15 protein-coding genes are annotated in these 21,594 nt (G+C 42.8%); 8 read left to right on the top strand and 7 right to left on the bottom strand.

The window, feature by feature from the left end; all coding sequences use genetic code 11:
- Positions 1-251: 251 nt before the first annotated feature.
- On the bottom strand, positions 252-755 hold the full coding sequence (locus tag HCG69_RS15245; protein WP_002558810.1) for an RNA polymerase sigma factor: 504 nt from the start codon (positions 753-755) through the stop codon (positions 252-254).
- Positions 756-1,012: 257 nt separating this feature from the next.
- Here HCG69_RS15245 and HCG69_RS15240 point away from each other — a divergent pair, with 257 nt between their 5' ends.
- The gene (locus HCG69_RS15240; RefSeq protein ID WP_221650751.1) at positions 1,013-1,831 is read left to right on the top strand and encodes a 1-acyl-sn-glycerol-3-phosphate acyltransferase; all 819 of its coding nucleotides are present in this window, start codon (positions 1,013-1,015) and stop codon (positions 1,829-1,831) included.
- A gap of 35 nt (positions 1,832-1,866) precedes the next feature.
- Positions 1,867-2,865 (top strand): GNAT family N-acetyltransferase, encoded by a 999-nt coding sequence (locus tag HCG69_RS15235; protein WP_221650750.1) that lies wholly within the window; start codon positions 1,867-1,869, stop codon positions 2,863-2,865.
- Here HCG69_RS15235 and HCG69_RS15230 read toward each other — a convergent pair.
- Positions 2,837-4,165 carry a deoxyguanosinetriphosphate triphosphohydrolase gene (locus HCG69_RS15230; protein WP_221650749.1) on the bottom strand — a complete coding sequence of 443 codons (1,329 nt, stop codon included), beginning with the start codon at positions 4,163-4,165 and terminating at the stop codon, positions 2,837-2,839. The two genes, HCG69_RS15235 and HCG69_RS15230, sit on opposite strands and share 29 nt — an antisense overlap.
- Positions 4,166-4,305: 140 nt before the next feature.
- Here HCG69_RS15230 and dut point away from each other — a divergent pair, with 140 nt between their 5' ends.
- Genes dut through HCG69_RS15210 form a run of 4 tightly spaced genes read left to right on the top strand, consistent with a single transcriptional unit; the run spans position 4,306 to position 8,390 of the window.
- On the top strand, positions 4,306-4,740 hold the full coding sequence (gene dut / locus HCG69_RS15225; protein WP_221650748.1) for a dUTP diphosphatase: 435 nt from the start codon (positions 4,306-4,308) through the stop codon (positions 4,738-4,740).
- Positions 4,741-4,768: 28 nt separating this feature from the next.
- Entirely contained in the window at positions 4,769-6,523 is a 1,755-nt protein-coding gene (locus tag HCG69_RS15220; RefSeq protein ID WP_221650747.1) for a lipopolysaccharide assembly protein LapB, read from the top strand.
- Entirely contained in the window at positions 6,520-7,080 is a 561-nt protein-coding gene (locus HCG69_RS15215; RefSeq protein ID WP_221650746.1) for a DUF4292 domain-containing protein, read from the top strand. The genes HCG69_RS15220 and HCG69_RS15215 overlap by 4 nt, the downstream gene beginning before the upstream one ends.
- Positions 7,077-8,390 carry a murein hydrolase activator EnvC gene (locus tag HCG69_RS15210; protein ID WP_221650745.1) on the top strand — a complete coding sequence of 438 codons (1,314 nt, stop codon included), beginning with the start codon at positions 7,077-7,079 and terminating at the stop codon, positions 8,388-8,390. Before HCG69_RS15215 ends, HCG69_RS15210 begins: the two co-directional genes overlap by 4 nt.
- 411 nt (positions 8,391-8,801) lie before the next feature.
- Here HCG69_RS15210 and HCG69_RS15205 read toward each other — a convergent pair whose 3' ends face one another.
- Genes HCG69_RS15205 through HCG69_RS15190 form a run of 4 tightly spaced genes read right to left on the bottom strand, consistent with a single transcriptional unit; the run spans position 8,802 to position 17,534 of the window.
- On the bottom strand, positions 8,802-12,416 hold the full coding sequence (locus HCG69_RS15205; protein ID WP_221650744.1) for a glycoside hydrolase family 38 C-terminal domain-containing protein: 3,615 nt from the start codon (positions 12,414-12,416) through the stop codon (positions 8,802-8,804).
- Positions 12,417-12,444: 28 nt separating this feature from the next.
- Positions 12,445-13,623, bottom strand: a complete 1,179-nt coding sequence (locus HCG69_RS15200) for a glycoside hydrolase family 76 protein (protein ID WP_221650743.1) — start codon at positions 13,621-13,623, stop codon at positions 12,445-12,447.
- 21 nt (positions 13,624-13,644) lie between these two features.
- On the bottom strand, positions 13,645-15,444 hold the full coding sequence (locus tag HCG69_RS15195) for a glycoside hydrolase family 2 protein (RefSeq protein WP_221650742.1): 1,800 nt from the start codon (positions 15,442-15,444) through the stop codon (positions 13,645-13,647).
- Positions 15,445-15,470: 26 nt separating this feature from the next.
- Positions 15,471-17,534 (bottom strand): beta-L-arabinofuranosidase domain-containing protein, encoded by a 2,064-nt coding sequence (locus tag HCG69_RS15190; RefSeq protein ID WP_221650741.1) that lies wholly within the window; start codon positions 17,532-17,534, stop codon positions 15,471-15,473.
- Positions 17,535-17,819: 285 nt separating this feature from the next.
- Between HCG69_RS15190 and HCG69_RS15185 the strand changes: the two genes are divergently transcribed.
- Together HCG69_RS15185 and HCG69_RS15180 are read left to right on the top strand one after the other, a co-directional pair.
- Positions 17,820-19,292, top strand: coding sequence for a glycoside hydrolase family 125 protein (locus HCG69_RS15185; RefSeq protein WP_221650740.1), 1,473 nt, complete (start codon positions 17,820-17,822; stop codon positions 19,290-19,292).
- Between the two features lie 13 nt (positions 19,293-19,305).
- On the top strand, positions 19,306-20,433 hold the full coding sequence (locus HCG69_RS15180; RefSeq protein ID WP_221650769.1) for an aldose epimerase family protein: 1,128 nt from the start codon (positions 19,306-19,308) through the stop codon (positions 20,431-20,433).
- Between the two features lie 3 nt (positions 20,434-20,436).
- Here HCG69_RS15180 and HCG69_RS15175 read toward each other — a convergent pair whose 3' ends face one another.
- A complete protein-coding gene (locus HCG69_RS15175) occupies positions 20,437-21,564 on the bottom strand; it encodes an ATP-binding protein (RefSeq protein ID WP_221650768.1) in 1,128 nt (375 codons plus the stop codon).
- Between the last annotated feature and the right edge of the window lie 30 nt (positions 21,565-21,594).

Raw genomic sequence — 21,594 nt, 5'->3', positions numbered from 1 at the left:
TGGAACAATGTTTCAAATTTGTTGTCCAAATATAAGGAAACATTCGGATAAGCTTGATAACAAGTGGCTGAAAAAAAGTTAAATATGTTATGGAGTATATTCTGTGGAGTTTTATTAGGAGCTTTCTTTGAATTTGAGTATAAAAAAAGAAGCAAGAAGGAGTTTCTCCTACTTGCTTCTACTGTGAACACAACTAAAAATCTGCACTAAATTTTATATGGAAATCGACAATTATATAGTGTCGGCTTAGGTTATCTGAAATCTTTCAATTCTTCCTGTAATTTCTGGCGGGTGAAGAAGATACGACTCTTCACAGTACCAAGTGGAAGATGTAATTTCTCTGCTATCTCACGATATTTGAAACCGGAAACATGCATAGAGAATGGAACCTTATATTCTTTGGGCAGTGAATTGACAATGCGGTGCATCTCTTTTAAGTCGTAAGAGCTTTCTGTGCTCTCAAAACCTGATTCTTGCGGGAGACTCAAATGATAAAGGTTGTCTGTCTGATCAACAAATGTCTGGTCGCGAACGACTTTACGGTAATTGTTGATAAAGATATTTCGCATGATGGTATACATCCATCCTTTAAAATTAGTATCTGGCATATATTTATCCTCATTGTCTAATGCTTTTAATGAGGTTTCCTGCAACAAATCATTGGCTTCTTCTCGGTCGGTTGTTAGTTTGTATGCGAAACGAAGTAGTTCATCCTGAACTCCTATCAAATCTTTTTTGAAGCTTAAACTTTTCATAAACGTTGCTTTTTAAATTGTGAATATATCGTTGTTGTTTCGATGTTGCAAGTTTACGGCGTTTTGATGATTGAGACAGGGGTGAATTCGTCTTTCTTTCACCTAAAAACTATCAATTGATAGTTTTTAGGTGGTATATGATAGTTTTCAGGTGTTCTTTTTTCTCGTCAGAAACCTAAATCCTGCATTTTCTGCCAAATTATTGCAATTAATAGAAAAGAACAATTAATTTTGCACAATCATTTTATCTATAACGAATGACTGACGACTCTTTGTTTTTAATAGATATCGATAAGATTCTTCGGACAAAAGCTCCGAAGCATTATAAGTATATCCCTAAATTTATAGTTTCTTATCTGAAAAGGATTGTTCATCAGGAAGAAATTAATGTTTTTCTACGTGAGTCGAAGGATAAATTAGGAGTAGACTTTCTGGAAGCTTCCTTGGATTTTCTTGACGCCAAAGTGGAAGTAAGGGGAGAAGAGAATTTACCGGAAGATGGTTTATATACATTTGTGTCCAATCATCCGCTAGGAGGACAAGATGGTGTAGCATTAGGCTATGTTCTTGGTAAACACTATAATGGGAAAGTGAAATATCTGGTAAATGATTTGCTGATGAACCTGCGTGGACTGGCTCCTCTTTGTATTCCTATTAATAAGACAGGAAAACAGGCGAAAGATTTTCCGAAAATGGTAGAGGCTGGATTTAAATCAGATGACCAGTTAATTATGTTTCCGGCAGGACTCTGCTCAAGACGACAGAATGGCATTATCCGGGATTTGGAATGGAAGAAGACATTTATTGTTAAAAGTGTGCAGGCGCAAAGAGATGTAATACCTGTACATTTTGGTGGGCGTAACTCTGATTTCTTTTATAATCTGGCAAATATCTGTAAAACACTGGGAATAAAATTTAATATAGCTATGCTTTATCTGGCAGATGAAATGTTTAAAAACCGTCATAAGACATTTACAGTCTCTTTCGGTAAACCAATTCCCTGGCAGACATTTGATAAATCTAAAACCCCTGCACAGTGGGCGGAGTATGTTAAGGATATCGTATATAAACTGTGATAAAGAGAAAAAGAACAACTACACTAACGAGGAATATGGAAGAGATTATTGAACCGATAAGCAAAGAACTGCTAAAGGCGGAACTTACGGAGGATAAGCGGTTGCGCATGACGAATAAAAGTAATAATCATATTTATATTACTACTTCACAAGATTCTCCAAATGTAATGAAAGAGATTGGCCGTTTGCGTGAAATTGCTTTTCGTGCAGCAGGAGGAGGTACCGGGTTGTCTATGGATATCGATGAATACGATACAATGGAGAATCCTTACAAACAACTGATTGTATGGAATCCGGAAGCGGAGGAGATTCTGGGTGGGTACCGTTATTTGCTGGGTACAGATGTACGTTTTGATGAAAAGGGGGCTCCGATACTGGCTACTTCCCATATGTTCAACTTCTCTGAGCAGTTTGTTAAAGAGTATTTGCCTACTACAATTGAGCTGGGACGATCATTCGTAACCCTTGAATATCAGTCTACCCGCGCAGGAAGCAAAGGCTTATTTGCTTTGGATAATTTGTGGGACGGATTGGGAGCGTTGACTGTTGTGATGCCAAATGTGAAATACTTCTTTGGTAAAGTAACGATGTATCCCAGTTATCACCGTCAGGGTCGTGATATGATTCTTTACTTCCTGAAAAAGCACTTTGGCGATAAAGATGGGTTAATCACTCCGTTGAATCCGTTGAAAATGGAGACTGAGGAGAAAGATTTGGCTACTATATTCTATGAGAAATCATTTAAAGATGATTACAAGATTCTGAATAGTGAGATTCGTAAGTTAGGCTATAATATTCCTCCATTGGTAAATGCCTATATGAGTTTAAGCCCTACAATGCGTATGTTTGGTACAGCTATTAATTATGAATTTGGAGATGTTGAAGAAACCGGCATTCTGATAGCTGTTGACGAAATTCTTGAGGATAAGCGTATGCGTCATATCCAATCATTCATCGAAAGTCATCCGGAAGACTGTAAGTTAACCTCGGGCGTCAATAAAGTATTTACACCGCAGGAAGACTGTTGCCGTTGATTTTGCGGTAGAGGTCCAGCGCAAAGACATCAGTCATTCCCGAAATATAATCAAGTACCGCCTGTATTCTTTCATAGAGTGCAGGCGCTTTTATGTTGTACTGACCCGATACGCGATTGATAAGAAGCTGTGAATAAGCTTTGTTGGGGGAGGTTACGGCATCGACCATGAGTTCCAGCAGGGTGCTGATAACCTGAAAACCTGCTAATTCTATATCAAGCACATCCCGAGAACGGTAGATCTTGTTAAAAGAGACCTCAGAACAACGCTTGTAGGCCTGTGCGGGGCGTTCGGAAATTTTTTTAATCAGTGGATCGGTGAAGTTACCGGCAAGAATGTCTGCTTCATGTTCCAGGAATATTCTTGTACATTCTTTTATCAGTAATCCTATGACCGAAGAACGTAGATAGGCAATTTGTTCGTTTGTATCACTGACGATGCTGAATGTTCTTCGGATATGTGCCTGTCGTTCCTCATTAAAATAAGCCAGCAGTACTTCTTTCGTCTCCCCGGTGGTTAGAATTTTTAGTTTGTGGGCATCTTCAATGTCCATCATTTGATAGCAAATATCATCGGCTGCCTCAACAAGGTAGACCAGCGGATGACGGGCATATTTCAGAGGTTGTTCACTCAGTTGAATTAATCCAAGTTCAGTAGCAATACGCTGGAATCCTTTTTCTTCACTGATAAAGAATCCAAATTTGGATTTTTTACCTGCCAGACTTGATGAAAAGGGGTATTTGACGATGGAAGCAAGCGTAGAATAGGTCATGGCAAATCCACCTTTACGGCGTCCTTCAAATTGATGTGTAAGGAGCCGGAAAGCGTTTGCATTTCCTTCAAAATGTGTCAAATCATCCCATTCCACCGGGAGGAGTTGATCTTTTAAGAACTGTCCTTTACCTTCGGAAAAGAAAGTGGAGATAGCCTTTTCACCGGAATGACCGAACGGAGGATTACCCAAATCGTGAGCAAGACAGGCGGCAGAAACAATGGATCCGATTTCGGGTAGGAAAGAGTCCTGTAATTCCGGTTGTCGGGAGAGTATTGCCTTTGAAACATCGTTACCCAGTGACCTGCCAACGCACGAAACCTCCAGACTATGGGTGAGCCGATTGTGCACAAAGATACTACCCGGTAGTGGAAATACCTGTGTCTTATTCTGTAAGCGGCGGAAGGGAGCTGAGAAAATGAGCCGATCATAGTCTCTTTGAAATTCCGAACGGTTTTCCTGTCTTTCTTCATGAAACTCTTCCATCCCAAAGCGCTTTGCTGAGATTAATTTCCTCCAATCCATCATGGGTATTTATGATTTAGCTATTTACAATTTACGATTTGGGAGTACATAGTTCCCATATTCGCACATTATTTAACTGCAAATGTACGGAAATTCGATACAATTTATGTATTTTCGCCCGTTAAATAGTAAACAGACTGAATATGAACGTACAAGTTATCAATAAATCAAAGCATCCGCTTCCGGCATATGCTACTGAACTCTCTGCCGGACTGGATATTCGTGCTAATCTTTCGGACTCAATGACTCTGGCCCCTATGCAACGCTGTCTGGTTCCTACCGGATTATATATCGCACTCCCTCCGGGATTTGAGGCACAAGTTCGTCCGCGTAGCGGTCTGGCTTTAAAGAAAGGGATTACTGTTTTAAATTCTCCGGGAACGATTGATGCCGACTACCGGGGAGAGATCTGTGTGATTTTGATTAATCTTTCGACCGAACCATTTGTTATTGAAGACGGAGAACGTATTGCACAGATGGTGATAGCCCGTCATGAACAGGCTGTTTGGCAGGAAGTGGAAATACTGAATGATACGGAGCGTGGTGCAGGTGGCTTCGGGCATACGGGAAGGGGATAGATTACGAACTACAAATTACGAATTACGAATGAAAATAAAATTATTACTCCTTGGGGTGTTGATACTGATACTTGCTTCTTGCGGTTCTTCACAACGAGTAGGAAAGGCGGGTGCTGTTAAGCCTGCCCGGCAGTTAGCTACCCTCTCGGACGAGCAACAGCGTAAATATGACTACTTTTTCCTCGAAGCAACGCGATTGAAAACTAAAAAGGAGTATGATGCTGCATTTGATTTGCTGAAACATTGTCTGACCATTAATCCGCAGGCAGCTTCGGCCCTTTATGAGATTTCGCAGTATTATATGTTTTTGAAGCAAGTGCCACAAGGCCAGGCTGCTTTGGAGGCTGCGGTGGAAAGCGCACCGGATAATTATTGGTATAGCCAGGCACTTGCCAGCCTTTATCAACAACAGAATGAGAAAGAGAAAGCAATAGGATTGCTTGAGATGATGGCTACCCGTTTTCCGGGAAAAAGAGAATCGTTGTTTGCTTTGCTTGATTTGTATAATCAGCAAGAGGATTATGGTAAAGTGATCGGAACGTTAGATCGTCTGGAAGAGATAATGGGGAAGAATGAGCAACTCACAATGGAGAAATTCCGTATTTATCTGCAGATGAAAGACGACAAAAGTGCTTTTCGGGAGATTGAGAACCTGGTGAAGGAATATCCTATGGATATGCGTTATCAAGTAATCCTGGGAGATGTGTATATGCAGAATGGTAAAAAGCAGGAGGCATACGATATTTATCAGAAGGTACTTGCTACGGAGCCGGACAATGTGATGGCCCATTTTTCACTGGCTTCCTATTATGAACAAACCGGCCAACAGGATTTGTATAAACAGCAACTGGACTCTTTGCTGATGAACAAAAAGGTACCTGCAGATACGAAACTGAATGTAATGCGCCAGGTGATTGCCCAAAATGAACAGGCTACAGCAGACAGTACGAAGGTGATTTCGCTTTTTGACCGTATCCTGCAGCAGGACCCGGATGATGATCAGATTCCTATGCTCTATTCACAATATCTTTGGGCAAAGAACATGAAGGAAGCTTCGATTCCGGTATTGGAGCGTGTGGTCCAGATTGATCCGGCCAATAAAGCTGCCCGTCTGATGCTCCTTGAAGTAGCTGTGCAGAAGAATGATTTTGAACAGGTCATTAAAATCTGTGAACCTGGTGTAGAGGCTACTCCCGAAGCACTTGAGTTCTATTTCTATCTCGCTATTGGCTATAGCCAGGCGGAGCGTAATGATGAGGTACTTGCTATTTGTCAGAAAGCTTTGGCAAACGCTACAAATGAGAGTAAGAAAGAAGTCTTATCTGACTTCTATTCTATCATGGGCGATGTTTACCATAAAAAAGCGATGATGACGGAGGCATACAATGCGTATGATTCTGCATTGGTTTACAACCCTTCTAATATTGGTGCATTGAACAATTATGCCTATTATCTGTCTGTAGAACGCCGGGAACTCGATAAGGCTGAGGAAATGAGTTATAAGACGGTGAAAGCCGATCCTGGCAACGCCACTTATCTTGATACATATGCCTGGATACTTTTTGAGAAAGGGAACTATGCTGAGGCTCGTATCTACATTGATGATGCCATGAAAAGCGATGGGGAGAAAAGTGATGTGATAGTAGAACATTGCGGAGATATCTATTATATGACCGGTGATGTGGATGGCGCATTGAAATATTGGCAAGAGGCTCTTGATATGGGGAGTGAATCGAAAACGCTGAAAGAGAAAATTAAGAAGAAGAAATACATTGCAGAATGAGAAACGTATTCTATTTATTGTTGCTGGTAGTAATGCTTGCAGGCTGTAAAAGCACAAAGAATATAACTTCAAACGTGCCTGTCGCCGAGCCTTGTTACCTATCATCCAAACTGCAGTTAACTATACCCTCCGGCTCTGATGGGAGTATAACGACGGGGGGAACAATGAAAATGAAAGGAGGCGAACGTGTGCAGCTTTCCATTCTGATGCCTATTCTCCGTACGGAAATAGCCCGGTTGGAGATAACTCCCGACGAAGTATTACTTATCGATCGGATGAATAAGCGCTATGTCAGGGCTTCCCGGAAAGAGTTGGATGATATTCTGCCTAAGGACGCCCGGTTCTCTAAATTGGAGAAGTTACTTCTGAGTGCTTCACGCCCGGAAGGGAAAGCCGAGTTGAGTGGCAAGGAGTTGGGCATACCTTCACTGGAAAGAGCAAAAGTGAGATTATATGATTTCTCGTCCAAAGAATTTGCAATGACACCTACCGAAGTCTCGGACAGATACACCCAGGTGCCACTTGAAGAACTATTAAATATGCTGACTAAGTTATGATGAAACGTATCTTTGTAGGATTAACATGTATTCTGTTTCTGGTCATTCCGCTTTCTGCTCAGAGTAGCAGATTGATTAAAGAGCTGGAAAGTAAACGCGGCGAATTGCAAAAGCAGATTGCTGACACTGAATCATTGTTGAAGAATACAAAGAAAGACGTAGGAAGCCAACTTAATAGTCTTGCTTCATTAACGGGGCAGATTGAAGAACGCAAGCGATATATCCTTGCCATAAATAATGACGTGGAGGCTCTTCAACGCGAATTGTCTGTCCTTGAGCGACAGCTTCGTACACTTCAGCGTGACTTACAGGATAAGAAAAAGAAATATGAATCTTCCGTCCAATACCTCTATCGTAATAAATCGATAGAAGAAAAACTGATGTTTATTTTTTCGGCCAAGAGCCTGGGACAGACGTATCGCCGTCTTCGTTATGTGCGTGAGTATGCTACTTATCAACGGCTTCAGGGCGAAGAAATTCTGAAAAAACAGGAACAGATCAAGAAGAAAAGAGCAGAGCTGCTGCAGGTAAAGACTGCCAAAGAAAATCTGTTGAAAGAACGCGAAGGAGAGAAGCAGAAACTTGAAGATCAGGAAAAGCAGAAGCGTGAAATGGTGGCTAATCTGCAAAAGAAGCAGAAAGGGTTACAAAGCGAAATAAATAAAAAGAGACGTGAAGCCAATCAACTCAATGCCCGGATTGATAAGTTGATAGCCGAGGAAATAGAACGTGCCCGTAAGCGTGCAGCCGAAGAAGCGCGTCGCGAAGCAGAGGCTCGTAAAAAGTCAGAAGCTAAGGAAGGTAAATCAACATCAACTTCTTCCGGAACGGAGACAAAGAAAAAAGCGGAACCTCTGGAAGCTTATAGTATGAGTAAAGCGGACCGTGAGTTATCCGGCAACTTTGTCAGTAATCGTGGTAAGCTACCTATGCCGATTTCGGGTCCTTATATTATTACCAGCCATTATGGACAATATGCCGTTGAGGGATTACGCAATGTTAAACTCGATAATAAGGGTATTGATATTCAAGGAAAGCCCGGTGCGCAGGCTCGTGCTATTTTTGATGGTAAAGTTGCGGCCGTTTTCCAACTCAATGGGTTGTTCAATGTGTTAATTCGCCATGGCAATTATATCTCTGTATATTGTAATCTCTCTTCCGCATCTGTTAAGTCGGGAGATACGGTTAGTACGAAGCAGGCTATCGGGCAGGTATTTTCTGATGCCTCCGACAATGGGCGTACTGTATTGCACTTCCAATTGCGTAAAGAGAAAGACAAATTAAATCCTGAACCTTGGCTGAACAGATGATGCCTGCCGTTGACGATTCCTCTCTTAGTAATGTAAACCTCCTTTCTCTGGTGGGAAGCATTGTTTTACATGTACATGTAAAGCTGCACGACATGCACATGTCGTACTGTCCCACATGCACATGTCGTACTGCTCCACATGTGCATGTCGTACTGTTAAACATGTACATGTAAAACAACGCTCCCTTACGAGCCATCTCTTGTTCCTCTACGACCTTACCGGGTTATGTCTCCCTTGCTACTCCTTTTAGCGTCTTTCTTCTGGCTTCCTTGTTTCAAGAGGAGCCATATTTGTGTTTCCGGTAGTTGGCGAACTCTCTATAAACCCGTTTCGCCGGTTAGTCTCGATAACGAGATAACCGGCGAAATATATAAAAGCCTGTTCCTATATAAGGATCTCTAAGAGGACTTTCTATTTATAAACTTCAAATCCGTAAATGCGGGTGTCTTTCCCTTCATCGTCTTGCGTCGGATTGGTTACCATTAAGCGGATGTAACGTACTTTAACAGGTTCTGACAGTTGTCGTGAAACAACATTACGCTTATTATTGTTGAGCCTGTCCAGTGTTTTCCATTCTTCATTCAGATTATTCTTTCCTTGCAGGAAACACCCTTTCGTAACATATGTGTGACTCTCTTCACCTGCATTCACAAGTTTCCAGCCACTGATGTCTTGTGCCTCTCCTAAATCAAAATCCACATAGTTCGGAGTCATACCTGTATCACACCATTTGGTATCCTTATTTCCATCAATCATGCATTCCGGTTTTTCACGGTTGTTCATATAGCCTGAATAAGATATGATCTTCGCAGTTTTCAGCAAGTTTTCTTTCGGACTTTCCTGTGTAGATAATTTCTTGCCGGCTTCTTCTTTGATGGCTGTACGGAATAGCTGTGATGCAGTGTTCACAGCAGGCTGTTCTTCTTTGGCCAGTGTAGCGGCAAAGAGCACAATCTTGTCATTCTTTGGCAGGATAAAGCTTACTGCGCCTTTGGGAATATCGATACCGAATTTAAACATATACGTAAACTCGTATGCCTGATCTTCACCCGGAGCGTGACGGTGTGTACCTACATAAGCTATCTCGGCATCTTTTAGATACCCTTTGGTATGATTGGTATGTCCCCATTGTCCGATGAAACCGGTGTAAGAAGGAACGGTGATTTCCGCTTTGTTTTTCCCGCAGCAGAATGTAGCTGTATAATCATCATCCGTTGCAGCAGCCAGGAAGTATAAATGAGTATATTTATGTCCGTCGGGCAGATAGATCGTATCTCCTTTGCAGGTCATGCCGTTGAATGTCTCTTTCTCTCCCAGGCGGAACGGAATTTGATCTGCGAATATGGAATCCGGTAGTAGTTCTGCAGCGTATGAGTATCCGGACTCAAAATTCGCTTCTCCGCGGAATTCATTAAATGAGGCGCATTTGCGGTCATAATTTAGTGGCAGGTTCACATATTCCGGTTCAGATGCAGGTTGTGCAGCACCTTTCAAACGCACTTTGAATGTCTTGACAGAATAGGGCTTAATAGTGACTTGCAGTTTGTTTCCATTGAAACTGGCAGCACCAATTGTTTTTTCTGTTCCGTCAGCTTCATTCGCATTGAGTATATCACCTGCGAATGACAAAGTAGCTTGCTGTGACTTTTCACCTCCGGTTTCATACACGCGCACTACATATTCATCTGAGCTTTCTGCTTTCTTGAGTGCTTTGATAATTACGTTGTGGTTGTCTGAGGTTGCAAAAGAGAACTCTTTGCCCAGTGTACCTTTGTGCCTTGTAGTCTGGAATGCTTTCAGGCGTTGGTTCATAAGTTCTGCCTTCTCTACGGTGGATGCATGATCCAGCTTACCGGAATGCCCTACAAGGCTATACGTGAAGTTGTGATGTCCGTAGTCCTGTTTGTCCTGATAAGCGTAGTTCCGACTCGTTTCCGGAGTATGGAGCAGCGTTAAACGGAGCGTATGGTTGTTGGGCTTGTCCCAGCCATATTTGCTGTCATTCAATATCGATACACCATAGCTGTTGTCCTGGTTGGTCAGGTCGGCCCAGTATTGTGCATATACCTCGTAAGCGATATCGGTATTATTTCCACGTTTAACGCTTCCGATTCCTAAGTCATAAGTTGCTTCCGTATTCTCTATATTCAGAGGGAATTCGGCCTTTAGCAAGGCATTGGTTGATTGCCAGTCTATTTCATTGTAGAAATCGATCCGATCGGCACGACTTCCTTCATAGAGCCGGATGTATTGCTTAAACACCGATTCTCCGTGTGTCTTTTCAATGCAGATTGCTTTACGTAGTTCTCCGTTTTCTACCAATGATATTTTCACATTATCCGTGATAGAGATTGGTTCCCGGTCTATTGTTTCTTTTAGTACTTCCCAGGCTGGCCAGTGGTATGATTTATTTTGGGTGAAGAGGGCCAGTCGGATGGCTTTACCCTGTTTTACCAACTCTTTGTTCTGCGTCTTGTCGAGAAGCGAGGTGATATCACCTTTTTCATCCAATGTGATTTTATAGATGGAATTCTCGAGTATGTTACTTGTTGTTGCAGCAAAGCGATTTGCCGTGCCGGAAGTACGTACATCGTACACTGCGTAGCCGGTAGCCGGTACTGTTGCTTCTATCAACAGATGTGCTTTTCCGTTTGTGTAGGATAGTAACTGTGATGCCACCTTTTTACCGTTGTTGTCATATACTGTGACACCTTTGGGGGCTGTGGGCAATTCCAGTTCTACTTCTGCTATGTCCTGTACCGGGAATCCTAATGCATTATAGAGTATTACCGGAATGCCCTTTACCTGTGTATCCATGTCTCCGGCTATTGAACGAATGGAAGAGGTAAGTACGCCGGAAAATTGTTTGAGTGAGATTAACTCGTCATTCCACGAAAACTCGTAGGCACGTGGAATACTTGTTCCGGTGAGGTCGTCATGGAACTGATGATAGATGAAACGTTTCCAGGCATCTGTTAGAGTTGCTCCGGGATATGCAGCTTTGTTGAGCCATTCGGCGGCTACGGCTGCTCTTTCTGCTGCATCTCCCAAAAGCTCATTCTGCCGGTTGTACAGTTTCATGGCTGCTTGTGAAGTATAGCAGCCTGTTCCATGTAAGTCCATCAGTAACTCTCCGTTGAATACAGGCAATTCCGGATGATCCTTATAAGGTTGGAAGTCTTTAAACATCTGGTCGCTTGTAGCACTGATGATTTCGAGTGGCCCGTTTCCTTTTATTCCCTTTTCAACAGAACGTACGGAACCCAATGTGGGTGATCCGCCAATATCTCCTGTGCCGTAATAACGGTACACCATATTGAGCGGGGTACGTGTGGTCAGTCCTAACAGTTCCTTGTTCTCCGATAAATCCTCATCGTTCCATCTTTTGCCATAATCGTATCCGTGAGCCAGCATGACGGAAGAACCATCGATTCCCTGCCACAGCCCGACAGTAAAGGGGTGTTTGCTTTTTCCGTAGAAAGGCTTGTTACGCCAGTCCAGCTTTTGTGATGAGAACCCGATGAGTCCGCAATGAGCTGCAATGGTAGGCAGTGTCCATCCGAAGCCAAAACAGTCCGGTAGGAAGATATCTGTACTTTCCACTCCAAATTCATTCCGGTAATATTCCTGTCCCAGCATGACGTTACGAATCGCAGATTCGGTTGAGGGCACCAAAGCATCGTTAGCTTCCCAACTGGAGCCACTCACGTGCCAGCGTCCTTCCCGGATATATTTTTTCATTTCTTCGTATTGAGCCGGATAATATTCTTTCATCCATGCATACTTGACTCCCCCTTCAAAGTTGAAGATATAGTCAGGATACTGCTTTAGTAGAAGTAAGTTCTGGCTAATAGTATTCCATACATACTGTTTAATAGTCGTTTGGACATCCCAGTTCCATTGAGTGTCCAGATGTGCATCTGCAACCATGTAGGCTTTGGACTTTTTCTCCGGTTGCGTATTTTGGCTATAGGAGCCACTGCATAATAGTAAAGTCGATGCCAGTGCAACGATGTGTTTCTTCATTTCTGTCTGTTTTATGATTTATATATTCCTATAATTCGCTAATCTCCGAATAGAGCTCAATCATACAGGAGTTTTCCAGCAAGCCCTTGAACTGATCTTTTTTGTTGCCGGACCAGTCTCTGTTGAGTAATCCGTTTTCGTCACGTGTATATCTCCATGCGTAATCTACGTTGTCAATCATGGCCTTCACATAAGTGTCGTTCCGGTCAACAAGATAGAGTGCTTTCAGTCCGCGGAATAAGATAACGTTGAACCAGGGGCTGGAGGGATAGAATCTCATTTCTCCTTTCACAGTGGGCTGTGGTTTCAGGAAAAAATGGTAAGAACCTTCTGCCGTTTGTTGTGCTTCCTGTAAATAACGTTTGTCTCCGGTGGCCTGGTAAAGCAGTACACCGGCTTGTATCATTTGTCCGCTATTATATGTAAACTTAGCATAGCCGATCTTACCTTCCAGATTCTTGTTGTCCCAATATACGTGGTCGGATGGATCGCAAAGATTGTCGCGTGTCCATTGATACGTTTCTTTGGCTTGTTCCAGATACTTTTTATCTTTGGTCAGTTTGTACAGTTTCATACACAATACGGTGGCCGGAGCATTAGAACAGGTGTTTTTCGATTCCTTCTTTTGCTCACACCAGTAGATACCCCCTCCAAGATCGTTTGACCAGCCCGAGTAAATATATTTATGCAGGGCAATGGCCTTGTTCAGATATTCTTTGTTACGGGTCTGTTCGTAGTAATCACAGAAGTCGATGGCTACCCAGTCGTTATCGTCATAGTATCGGTCGTTCTGGCCGGCAAAAGCCGGATAGGATTGATAACAATGTGGCTCCCGGGTGGTATCCCAATAGAGGTCAAGACCGGGTTTGATCTGTTTATCCATTAACTTCTTATACTTCTTATTGCCGGAAGTTTTGTATAAAGACACGCATCCCGATACCATGGCCGAGTAGGGCCATAAGAAAGATACTTCCTGCTGATGAACAGTAGATCCTGTATTGGCTGTATAGGTAATTTCCTGTTTGGAGTTTCTGGGGTATGTCTCCATGAGCAACCCGTGTTCTTTCACCTCATAACGGGTGAGGATGTTTTGTAACAAGGAGTCAGCACGTTGCTGGTATAACTTCCCGCCCAGTTGTGCCGAAAGTCCGGTTGGCACCAGCAGGGCTGATGCCAATAGAAGTATAGGTCCGAATCTATTTTTCATATCAGTAAGTATAAGTTTGTCTTATTTAGCAGGTCTGCTGGGTATTTTCTCAAAAATAGCTTTGATGCGTTTCATATCCATTTTGGGGCGACGGTCGTAGTAGTAAACGCCATTCTTCTCCTGTTCCACGTCTGTCAGCTGTGTATAGCAGAAACCGCATACATGTTTTGAAGCAATCAAGGCATCGATCTGTCCTTCAAGACGCTCGTAGAAGGCCTCTTCATCGGCAGGCATTCCACCGTAGCCCCATGAATTGTTGCGGTCCTTGGCTGCCATCCAGCCAATACCGCCAAATTCATCCAGCATATAGGGTTGTCCTTCATATACAGCCAGGTATTTTTTGTCCCGTGCATTACGATAAGGTTCTTGACCCTCTATTATTTTCAGTTCCTCAATCAGTTTCTCTTTCTCTTGTGTATAGTTATGCACGCTCCAGATATCTGTCAGCACATGATTGTCACCACTGGCATCGTTTACCGGGCGGGTAGGGTCAATGGCTTTTGTGATGTGATATATATCCTGAATCAATCGTACATACGTATCGGGACCACCACCCCAGGTCTCGTTAAAGGGAGTCCACGTAACCAGTGACGGGTGATTACGGTCGCGTACAACTACTTCGCTCCATTCGCCGATAAAATTGCGTACAGCCAGTTCATTGTTTACGTCCGAACCCCAGCTTGCCGATTCTCCCCAGGTGATGTAACCTAACTTGTCTGCCCAGTAGAAATATCTTTCTTCGAAAACCTTCTGATGTAAGCGTGCACCGTTGAAACCGGCTTCTTTTCCCAATTCGATATCATGTTTTAATGCTTCATCTGTCGGTGCAGTCCATATTCCCTCGGGGTAATATCCCTGGTCGAGTACAAGACGCTGGTAGTAAGGTTCATTGTTTAGGTAAAAGAGTCCGTTGGCAGTATGTACTTTGCGCATGCCTGCATAAGACTTTACTTCATCGATGAGATTGCCTTGTACGTCCTTAACACGATAAATAATATCATATAAATAAGGGGTTTCAGGAGTCCATAACTTCATGTTTTTTATGGGTAGAACGATAGTAGCACTATTGGCACAGGTTACTGTCTTTTTGCCTACTGCCTTTTGTCCGTCCATAAGGGTCACCTCCAGGGTTCCATTGGACTCGTTGTAGAATTCTGGTTCTATGATGAGTTGCTTTTGGTCAATATCCGGTCGGATAACTGCTGTTTTCAATCCTGCCGGAGCTACGGCTTCCAGCCATACTGTCTGCCAGATTCCGGTGACACGGGTATAGGAACACCCACCGGACTGAAAATTATTGCATTGTTTACCTATTGTCTGTAACCCCGAGCGTTGATCGTCTTTCACGAATACAATCAGATTGTGGTTCTGTCCGGGTTTTACGAAACGGGTCAGATCTATACTGAATGAAGAACTTCCGCCAAAGTGCCGCCCGATGAACTGGCCATCGATAAATATTTCAGCCTGATAATCTACAGCACCGAAGTTGAGGAATATTTTCTTTCCATCCCAGTTTGCAGGGACGGAGATTTGCTTCTGATACCACATTTGATTGATAAAGTCCGTATGTCCCACGCCGGATAGTTTGCTTTCGGGACAGAAAGGGACTGTAATGTTCTGTGCAAATCTTTCGGATTGTTGTAATTGGCGGTCTTTGCCGGAGTTACCGAAGTCGAACTGGAAAGTCCAGGTTCCGTTCAGATTAATCCATTCGGCTCGTTCAAATTGCGGACGAGGATACTCCGGACGTGGCGTATTATTACTAAATCCACTGTAAGTGTTCATAAGAAGCAGCAATGCTGCTATCCAAAGTTTGTTCATGGTCTTTTTGTTAGTTTATTAGGGTTTTACTCTTTTAGGTTTGGGAAAGCAGAGATTCTTAACCGGGCAGCGCCCATTGGTATAAGTGTTATCTCTTCTTTGGCGGCTTTAGGAGCATCTATCTCAGGCAGTACACCACAAAGTCCGTATTTGTCTAATGTCCAGGAAGGTACTTGACGGCCGGTTGCTTTTACTTCCAGTGGGACACTGGCGGTTGTAAACGGAAAGTCATCCGACGGCCATTCTTTATGTATGACTTTGAAGTTCTTCAAAGGATCTTTAGAATCAAGCACCAGTGCGTAGTTCCACGGACTTTTCGAGAATATTTCATAGGAAGGCCATTTCTCCGAATCTGCCCCTTCCTGCCAGCGGGAGTCGTATATTGCGGTAGCGCGGCTGTCTTTCTTAACATACTCTTCATCTATTTTCAGTGATAGGGTAAGAGGACCATAATTTACACTGACGCTGTTCTTATTTGCCTGCCAGGTACGTATCGCGAGTTGCATCGGTAGCTTTAGGTTTACTTTGTCTCCGTCTTTCCAAATGCGGTTGATACATACATATTTCCCCGGAGTCGGATCAATATTTACTTTCTTCCCATTAATTGCAACTTCTGCTTGATTACTCCATGAAGGTATGCGCAGATAGAATGGGAATTTAGTTTCTTTTGACGTATTGACAGTAAAATCAATCTCTTCTCCAAACGGATAGTTTGTTTGTTCATCGATCGTTATTTCCTGGCCATTGGCCACTTTTAGAGTTGCTTTACAAGCTGCATACAACCCAATGGCAGCGCCGTTATCAGGGGTTGCCAATACAAGATATTCACTGTAGTAAGGCCAGCCTTGTGCATGATTGTGCTGACAGCAACGGCTGCTGAATGGGTTCATGGCAAGAAAAGGTCCGCTATTATCAATACCCGGATGATGATTTTGGGCATCACTGACTGTATGATTCGGACAAGTGAGATATCGTAATGCCTTAAAATCAGGCATTACAGCGGCCGGGTATGTGTTGAAAGCCACTTCTTCACAATGTTCAGCCCAGAAAGGGTCACCTGTGATGCAAAGCATTATTTCATCAGAAGCCATTTGCTCTACCATTCCACAAGTTTCTACTCCTTGCCGGGGATCGATATAGCCCATGCGTGCGTTTTCATCGGCTCCGAACATACCTCCCGGAACTTGTCCGAAAGTACGGCGAATCAGATTGTGCGCATTGTAAGAGGCTTGTAAAAAGGCGGAGTCACCACTTAATACGTAGTAGCTTGCCGGTTCGCGAAAACATTGTGCGATATTTACATTATGCCAGTTTGGTAAGGTGGATGGACGTGTCCAGTCAGCCGTATTTCTATGAATTTTTTCAGCAAGTTCCAGCAGGAAGCTCTCTCCGGTACGGTTATATAGCCAGTAGACACTCAATAAGTTATCTCCTCCTCTACTGTTTTCCCAGTAATCTTCCAGAAACTGATCATCCGGCAAAGCCAGTTGCCATTTAAAGTAATTAGTCATGAGGCTGATCACCCTTTCGTCCTGTGTATATTCGTAATAAGATTGTAAACACCAGAGCATTATCATCTGTGCCCAAAGTTCCGGCTTGCCGTTCTTTGTGTTTGCCGGGCCGAAGAATCCACTGGCTTGTTGGCTGTCAAAGGCTCCCTCGATCCATATCCGGGTTTCATCAATCATTTTTTGATCTTTCAGGATATAGGCCAGGTTGCCATATCCTTTCAGCCAATAGGGGACCTCCTCCCAACCATGATCGCCTCCATTGGTGAGCCAGGCATTATTTACTTTACCCAGCCAGGCACTGATTTCTCCTAAATGTCCGGTCAGACCGTTTTTCTGTAATTCCAGATACTTCTTTACCCATCCCTCCGGTTGAATACTTCCTACCGGAAGCTTTATAAAGTTTGAGGATTTCAATGGAGAACGGTTTCCGATATAATTCACATTTGTCTGTGTATAGTCCGGCCGGTCCTTCATGGAGATTTCTTCTTGTCGCGTTTCTTTGGATACGCATGATATTAGTGTGCCTGCCAAAATCAATGCACCGATGAAAAATTGTGTAAGTCTTGTGACGGTATTCATGTTTTTCTTTATAGGTTTCGTTATACAAATATGCAAGAAAACGAAGACAAATGTATGAAATAAATCATTCAATAAATCGCAGATATTGCCCAATGGCATTTCTTGTTACTCTTTTGGCAGAATAGGATACTTTTTTGCTACGTATTTACCATCTAAGCGCTTTTGTATTTGCCCGAAAAGGCCTTTCTTTGTAATATATAAAAGATACGTATTGCTATGAAATGCCATAGTCATTACTTTTCTGTTTTACAGGATTGAATAAATAACTAACTTTAATTACAGATTATGACACTAAAACACTCGATGAAACTGATTGGCAGCTGCACGGTTACAGCTACTTTACTTTTGGCCTCTCCGGCTTTTGCATTTGCATCCGGAAACAATTTGTCTGAACATGTCTGTGCAACAGACGCTATTCAGAAAGACAACCGTCCTAAACCGGCTGAACGTCTTTTCCGTTCTCAGGCAGTAGAAAATGAAATTATCCGTTTACAGAAACTTCTGAAAAATGCCCGGCTTGCCTGGATGTTTACCAACTGCTTTCCGAATACGCTCGATACTACTGTACATTTTCGTGAAGGCGAAGATGGTAAACCCGACACCTTTGTTTATACAGGTGATATTCATGCCATGTGGTTGCGCGATTCCGGTGCACAAGTATGGCCTTACGTACAGCTTGCCAACTCCGATCCTGAGTTGAAACGTATGCTTGCCGGTGTCATCAACCGCCAGTTCAAGTGTATTATGATGGATCCTTATGCCAATGCTTTTAATGATGGTCCCGTAGGTGGACGCTGGATGAGTGACCTTACTGATATGAAACCTGAATTACACGAACGTAAATGGGAAATAGATTCATTGTGTTATCCTTTACGTTTGGCTTATCACTATTGGCAGGTAACGGGTGATGCCAGTATTTTCGATGAAGAGTGGATACAGGCTATCACCAACATCCTGCGCACTTTCAAAGAACAGCAACGTAAAGATGGAGTTGGTCCTTACAAGTTTGAACGTAAAACGAATCGTGCATTAGATACGATGACCAATAACGGGCTGGGAAATCCGGTGAAGCCGGTAGGACTGATTGCTTCTGCCTTCCGTCCCTCTGATGATGCTACCACACTGCAATTCCTTGTACCTTCCAATTTCTTTGCTGTATCTTCGCTTCGTAAGGCAGCCGAGATATTGCAAACGGTCAATAAGAAGCCGGAATTGGCAAAAGAATGCAAAGATCTTGCCAACGAAGTGGAAGCAGCTCTAAAGAAATATGCAGTCTATAAGCACCCTAAATATGGTAAGATATATGCCTTTGAAGTAGATGGATTTGGTAATCATCTGTTGATGGACGATGCCAATGTACCCAGCCTGATAGCTATGCCTTATCTGGGAGATGTTAATGTGAATGATCCTGTTTATCAAAATACCCGTCGTTTTGTGTGGAGTGAGGATAATCCTTATTTCTTTAAAGGTAAGGCAGGTGAGGGTATAGGTGGCCCTCATATTGGTTACGATATGATATGGCCGATGAGTATTATGATGAAAGCTTTCACAAGTAAGAATGATGCAGAAATAAAGAGTTGTATCAAGATGTTGATGAATACTGATGCGGGTACAGGTTTTATGCACGAATCATTTCATAAGGATGATCCGAAGAACTTTACCCGTGCCTGGTTTGCCTGGCAGAATACTCTTTTTGGAGAGTTGATTCTTAAACTTGTGAATGAGGGGAAAACAGACCTATTAAACAGTATAGAATAATTAAGGAAGAATGATGAAGAAAATTTCAGTGTGGACACTTTGTGCCCTTTTGTTGGCAGGTTGTGCCACTAATGAGAAAACAACCGGATCCGGTTTATTGCAGAGCAATTTCCAAACCGAAGTGGATGGTAAAAAGACTGATTTGTATGTACTTCGCAATGCTAACAACATGGAAGTATGTGTGACGAATTTCGGCGGACGTATTGTTTCTGTTATGGTACCCGATAAAGAGGGAATTATGCGGGATGTAGTTCTTGGGTTTGATTCGATACAGGATTATATTACGATACCTTCGGACTTCGGAGCTTCTATCGGGCGTTATGCCAATCGTATCAATCAGGGACGATTCGTGTTGGATAGTGTGGAATATATTCTGCCTCGCAACAACTACGGACATTGCTTGCATGGCGGTCCAAAGGGATTCCAGTACCAAGTATATGATGCCCGGCAGATTGGTCCGCAGGAGCTTGAGCTGACCTATCTTGCCAAAGATGGTGAAGAAGGATTTCCCGGTAATATTACCTGCAAGGTGCTGATGACATTGACGGATGATAATGCCATTGATATTCGCTACGAGGCAGAAACGGATAAGCCTACTATCGTTAACATGACCAACCATTCTTATTTCAATCTGGATGGAGATGCTGGCAGCAATGCGGAACATTTGCTTACGATTGATGCCGATTACTATACCCCGGTGGATAGTACCTTTATGACCTCCGGCGAGATTGTTCCGGTAGAAGATACTCCAATGGATTTTCGTTCGCCGGTTGCCGTAGGGACCCGGATCAACAACTTTGATTTTGTGCAGTTAAAGAATGGAAACGGTTATGATCATAACTGGGTATTGAATACAAAAGGGGATATTACCCGCAAGTGTGCTACCCTTCAATCTCCAAAGACGGGTATCATCCTGGATGTTTATACTAACGAGCCCGGTATACAGGTTTATGCTGGTAACTTCCTGGATGGGACAGTGAAAGGTAAGAAAGGGATTGTATACAATCAACGTGCTTCCGTTTGTCTTGAAACACAGAAGTATCCGGATACTCCGAATAAACCCGAATGGCCTTCGGCAGTACTACGTCCCGGCGAGAAATACAATAGTCATTGTATCTTTAAATTCTCAGTAGATAAATAGCGATCAGATAATCTCGCTCTTCAGCCATTTACCCATAAAGCGGTCGTAAACGATGTAGCCTTTTGAGGTCTTATACAACAATTCTTTGTTGAGTAACGATTTCAAGGCTACATTTACGCTACTGGGTGCTTTCAGGTTGTATTTCTTAATAAATTCGCTTGAATTGACACTTTGCGCACAGCCCTCCATGGCAACGGCTTTCAACAGATTTACTTGATTGTTGGTTAGTAATACCAGATTATTTTGATATACTGATTCTTGCTCTTCCAGAATATTACTCACAGTTTGGTCTACCCTCTCCTTATTAATAGTTTTATAGCTTGTTTCGTAGAGCCTGTTCAGAATTGTTTGTATATACCAGGTATGTCCGTCTTCCAGATCATAAATGTAAGAAAATATCTCTTTCGGGAGTTCTCTTTCTGCTTTTTCGAAGAATCTCGAAGCAAACTGATAATAAGTTTCTTCCGGAATCTCTTTCAGGACCATCATTTGAGTACTTTGGTAGAAAGGTCGCTTGCCCGAAGTGAACATTTCCTCCATGACATGCTTCTTACTACCGGAAAAAATGAAATGTACATTAGGTATAAACTGAATGTAAGATCGTAACAGTGCTTCTACTCCCTTTTCCGGATATTCTGTTATCTGCTGAAACTCATCAATGGCAAGATAACAACGTTTCCCGGAGTCTTTTATATAGTCGAATATCTCTTTTAATGTTTGCTCTGATTGTTCCGGTAGAAAATCGAGTGTTACGGTTGGTGTTCCGGTCCTCTCATCTGCACTGATTACCGGGCGGCAACTTTTAAAGAAAGACATCAGCTTTCTGAGTGCACTCTGTGACAATGTATCCAACTCTCCCAGCACTGTCTTTGCCAATAATTGGACGAATGCTTTTAAGTCACGGGTAGAGTAGATGTCCATATAAAAGCAGAATATTTTTTTTTCCTGCTCTGCCATATTGTGAAACACATTTTTGATAAGACCGGTTTTACCCATGCGTCGGGGAGCAATGAGGGTAAGGTTTCGCTCATTGTTCAAAGCCGATATGATCTTTTGAGTTTCAGTCTCTCTGTCGCAAAAGTATGCCGGGCTATGATAGCCGTAAACTAAAAAGGGATTATTCGGTTTCATCATAATTACATGTTTTACGTTACACATTTT

Source organism: Bacteroides sp. K03 (assembly GCF_019734355.1).
Classification (GTDB): Bacteria; Bacteroidota; Bacteroidia; order Bacteroidales; family Bacteroidaceae; genus Bacteroides; species Bacteroides nordii.
The sequence above is the reverse complement of the archived record's forward strand: the minus strand, read 5'-3'. Positions and strand labels throughout refer to the sequence as shown.